Genomic DNA, 225 nt, shown 5'->3' on the forward strand with positions numbered 1-225 from the left:
TGGTTATGCGTTGGTGGTGAGGCGCATGTTTGGTCCTTCGAGTGTGATGATCTCGGCGCCGGAGACGAGTCGGTTGAGGATTGACTCGGAGATCACGGCATCGGGGATGGACTTGTACCACTCCAGTGGGGTGAATTGTGAGGTCACTATCGTTGAGACTTTGCCTTCTCGTCCGGCGAGGATGTTGAGAAGTTGGTGCGCGGTCGCGGCATCAATAGGTGTGGT

At 56.0% G+C, this 225-nt stretch carries 1 protein-coding gene; it reads right to left on the bottom strand.

Features of this window, described 5'->3' with window-relative positions; genetic code table 11:
• Positions 1-3 precede the first annotated feature (3 nt).
• Positions 4-225: ATP-binding protein (locus HMPREF2993_RS05025; RefSeq protein WP_168166765.1), on the bottom strand; the 222-nt coding region annotated here is incomplete at its 5' end.

The organism is Corynebacterium sp. HMSC068G04, assembly GCF_001814885.1.
Lineage (GTDB): Bacteria > Actinomycetota > Actinomycetes > Mycobacteriales > Mycobacteriaceae > Corynebacterium > Corynebacterium hiratae.